3 protein-coding genes are annotated in these 4423 nt (G+C 43.0%); 1 reads left to right on the top strand and 2 read right to left on the bottom strand.

Going from position 1 to position 4423, the window contains the following annotated elements; genetic code table 11:
• Nucleotides 1–302: 302 nt before the first annotated feature.
• Nucleotides 303–1841: a YceG family protein gene (locus tag BO222_RS00765; protein WP_143356878.1), complete on the bottom strand. Its 1539-nt coding sequence runs from the start codon at nt 1839–1841 to the stop codon at nt 303–305.
• Between the two features lie 202 nt (nt 1842–2043).
• On the opposite strand from BO222_RS00765, the gene BO222_RS00760 reads away from it, so the two are divergent.
• Nucleotides 2044–2232 carry a hypothetical protein gene (locus BO222_RS00760; protein WP_075817498.1) on the top strand — a complete coding sequence of 63 codons (189 nt, stop codon included), beginning with the start codon at nt 2044–2046 and terminating at the stop codon, nt 2230–2232.
• A gap of 137 nt (nt 2233–2369) precedes the next feature.
• On the opposite strand, the gene BO222_RS00755 is transcribed toward BO222_RS00760, so the two are convergent.
• A complete protein-coding gene (locus tag BO222_RS00755) occupies nt 2370–3986 on the bottom strand; it encodes a helicase HerA-like domain-containing protein (protein ID WP_083647607.1) in 1617 nt (538 codons plus the stop codon).
• Nucleotides 3987–4423 lie beyond the last annotated feature (437 nt).

Raw genomic sequence — 4423 nt, 5'->3', positions numbered from 1 at the left:
GGCAAAAGAAGGATAAAGGGCAAGGTCGAGATAATCATCGACAAAGGAACTGACAGTAGTGAAGACAGAATCCATCTCAATATGAGGGAAGAGAGAATGGAGCAGTGGCAAACGGCCCTGAATCGAGTTATAGTGTGTTTGGTAATTTTGTTTATTGATCATGAACATATTTTACCAAAAAAGGCACCTCATCCATTACGGATCAGGTGCCTCTTTTTATTTTTGGACTGTCAGAAATTTAACAGCCCCATTTGTATGAATATTCGATCTATTGATTCTCTTCAATTGGTTCTGTTTTTATTCTATTTAAACAAACCAAACAGCGACTTCAGGCCATGAAAATTATCTTCATCCTCTGGAATTGGAGGAGCGGGAAAGTCCATATCATAAACCATCTGGTCAAGACGTAAAATGGAACGTTTGGGATCATCAAGACCCGAAACCCCGCTTGGAGCCATCACGGCAATATCAAATCCGAATTCTGACAAAAACTCAAGCAGGATCCGAACTTCCTTTTTTATACGCTCTTCCCGGTTTAAAAAGATCAGCACCTTTGGAACAGAAAAAGGATAATCGAAGTTTTCAATCATTCTGGCAATCGGTTTGGACATCGATAAGACAAGATTGGCAATATGAATTCTTTCCTCCTTGGTTAAGGAAGATCCCTTTAAGTGCAGCAAGCGGTTCAGCTTTTCAACAATGACTTTCCCCGTTTCGGCAGAGACATAATCAAACAGAGATCCTTCCGTCTCCCTTAGCTTTTTTGAATTAAAAGTGCCATCCGGATTCATCGCAAACACGAGTTTGACGGCCTCGCTTTTTGGACGAATCTCTCTGAACAGTCCTTTTCCACAGGTGGAATCCACAAACACATTCTGTGCGTTTTTCAATTTATTGAGCAGTCCGATGTATTCGCTGCGATTACGGTCCACTCCATCAATTTCCACATAGAAGGATGGAACCGTAATAGATTTCTTCTCCGCCTGAAAGCCTTCTCTTAATCTGGCTTCCCGATCCCAGGTATCCTCCAGATCAATCCGGGTCCCTTCAAGCTGCACATGATTTACTGGAATTCCCCGAAACATCCAGGGCTTAAAAATCCCTGTCTGCCCAAAAAGCGATTCATCAGTCTGTGCAGAAAGTGTCGAAACAGTGGTTCTGACCTTTCCTAACGGTTTTCCAAGCCGCACCCGATCAGAAAATGCTTGTTTCCGATGGGATATTGGGTTTCGATAAAGCTTTGAAAGATGATCGAGATCATACTTCCAGAATGCCTGTTCACCGGCTGGAGAAAGAACCAGAACATCCATTCCCATCAGGTAACAGAGCATTAAAAACCAGAACCCTTTTTCATCGAGTGTTCCTGGATCATATACGATGAGCTTGCCAGCTTCATCGGCCTTGAACGGAAGCCTCATCAGATAGTCGAGGGAGAGTACAATCTGGTTGCAGATGAAATTTTCTTCCTGTCTTCTGTTTGAAAACAACCCGCAGCGTTTAGCCAGAGAGTAGGTATAACTCAGAGCCCGTAAATACACTTCATTGATCTGATCATTGGCAAACATCACCAGAAAGTCACGGGTGAGGTGAGCCAGATCGACTCCTGGAATCTCCTTTTTGATCTGTGCGAGCACATCCAGCTTTGGTGCAAACTGAAATCCGCCATCGATAATCAGTGTTGAGTCATCTTTGGAATCTTCAATCGTCCGGCAGAGATCATTGAATTCCTGCTCATTATGGACCCCTTCAAAACGCGCAAATATGGGTTTAAAGGTCTGATAGCGGCTTCTGACACTATTCGGTTTCCACAAATCGAGAACAATTTCCTGCAATTCGTTCATCCTGATTCCCTCTTTTCTTTTCACTCTGTCTGTTTCAATATATCGATTCGCAAAGCTCCATTCAAGCGGTATCAAAAATCCCGGAATCCATATCCTCTGAGTCCAGGGATTCAGTTCTGAGAGTATAGCGTTATTATCGTCTTTTCAGACATCCTTTTTATAATGGATGTATAGAAACAGGTTAAAAAGGAGGATCTAAATTATGGATGAATCTCAAAAATACGATAAAATGGTTCAGCTCTATCATGAAGTCAACGACTATTTTCTGCATCGTTATCTGAAACTTTCCCATAACCATATGGATGAAAAGATCGCAGTGCTCGAAGCCCGCAAAGCCGGAAAACTGCCTCCTGAAATTCCAGGATGGAATGAAGTCCAGGAAATGGACTAAGTCCGCTTTTAATGGTTAAGACGAAACCAAAAATGAAAAAACGCTCAAATGAAAAACCGGAATTTTCGCTCTGAAAATTCCGGTTTCTTGTTTTTTTGAGGATAAATCTTTCTGGCTGCCAATCCGGTTTAATGGATTTACCTGAAAAAGCTGCCAAACAGATCCGCAAGAAGACTTCCTGCAGCCGCTTCTACAGTTCTTCTTGCGCTTGAAGAGCTTGTCTTCATCAGTCCGCGGCTGATCGCCTTGGCGCTTTGCCTTCCAGCGCTTCGGGCTGCCTGACGGACTGCCTTTTTCGTGGCTTTTTTCAGAGCAGACTCTGAAGAGCTGCTTTTGCTTTTTGCCTTTTCTTCTTTTAACCTCTGTTTTTGAGCCTGCTGTTGTTTTTCTGATTCAAGTTTGTACTGTTCCTGTCTTTGTCTTTCAAGCTCAATTTCTCTTTGTTCCTGAACTTCCATTTCCTGAAGGATTTCATACGCCGTGATTGGATCCTGATCCTGTCCATATTTCATCATCAGAGGATCGTTTTGTACTCTTTGCATGATTTCCTGATTTGATAAAGCAGCAAACGATGATTTAGGCGGCATGATCATGACCCGTTCTACCGGTATGGGAGCTCCATCTTCATCTACAGTGGATACCAGAGCTTCCCCTGTTTTGAGTGCAGTGAGCGCCTCAAGTGTATCGATATTCGGATTTTCCCTGAATCCAGCTGCTGCAGCTTTCAGTTTCTTCTGTTCAGAAGGCGTATAAGCTCTTAAGGCACGCTGAATCCGGTTATTGAGCTGAGCCAGGATATCATCTGGAATATCAGCAGGAGACTGGCTGACCAGAATAATCCCCACTCCTTTTGAACGGATCAGTCGAATGATCTGTTCAATCTTATCCTGCAGGACCTTTGGCGTATCTTCAAAAAGCAGATGGGCCTCATCAATAAAAATCATGATTCGCGGCTTTTCAAGATCACCGGCTTCAGGCATCTGCTCGAACAGCTCTGATAAAAGCCAGAGCATAATCGTTGAATAATATAATGGCTCCAGATACAGCTTTGAACATTCAAGTAATGTGATCATTCCCATTCCATCTTTTTGCTCAAACAGATCGCGGATTTCAAAGCCTGGAAGGCCGAACAGATTTCTGGCCTGTTCATTTTCAAAAGCCAGCAATTTTCTTTGCAGCGTATTGATCGACTGAGTGGATATCGCTCCATATTCATCTGAAATCTCATCCTTATGATCTCTTGCCCAGCCGATCATGCTTTTGAGATCCTTAAAATCCGTGATCTCAAGATCTCTGTCATCTGCCGCCTTAAACACAATATTGAGCACTCCCTGCTGCGCTTCTGAAAGCTCAAGCAAACGGCTGATCAAGGCAGGACCCAAATCACTGATCGAAATTCGAATGGGAAGTCCCTGCTCTCGATATACGTCAAAAAAGCGTACTGGAAATCCATGCATTATGAAATCTTCTTCTGAAACCTGATTGATATCCAGACGTTCTCTGATTTTTGAATTCATCTGACCGCCTGCCGCAATCGATGAAATATCCCCTTTAATGTCAGTAATCAGCACCGGAATTCCAGCTTCAGAAAAACGTTCTGCGAGCACTTTTAATGTGACCGTCTTGCCGGTTCCTGTGGCTCCGGCAATCAGTCCATGCCGGTTTGCCTGACTGAAAAGCAATTGTACCGGTCCGTTTTCACCTGCTCCCAACAGGGCTCCTGGTATGATGTTGTCTGTCATATGATTTTCCATTGGGCTTTGTCCTTTTGTTTTAATTCATCTAGACAGGTCTCTGAATCTGATAACATCGTTTTCAGTAAACAATGAGTCAGAACTTCTCTGTCCATTATTTCCTTTATCTTCATTATGAAGAATGAGGATCTCAGAGAAGAACAGGACGCCTTTAAATCCTCTGCCCAGCTTCTATCTCTTTTAAATCATCCATCTTTACCAATGTCGTTAAGTTAAGGAGTGTCTTCCATGCGGAATTCGCTCCTCGTTTTTTTGATTTTTAACACAAGCAGTGGAGTTGCTCCAAAAGTTTATAAATTATCCGAATATGGCACTTGACAGACCGAAGCTCGGAACTAATCCATAATCCGAAGGATTTCGGAGGTGGTTATTTTGACCCATTCGAAATCCCCTAAACAGTATCGCCAAATCTTCTATTCTTACCTGGACGGTCTGGC

Source organism: Ileibacterium valens (assembly GCF_001945525.1).
Classification (GTDB): domain Bacteria; phylum Bacillota_I; class Bacilli_A; order Erysipelotrichales; family Erysipelotrichaceae; genus Ileibacterium; species Ileibacterium valens.
This window is presented reverse-complemented; position numbering and strand designations above follow the sequence as displayed.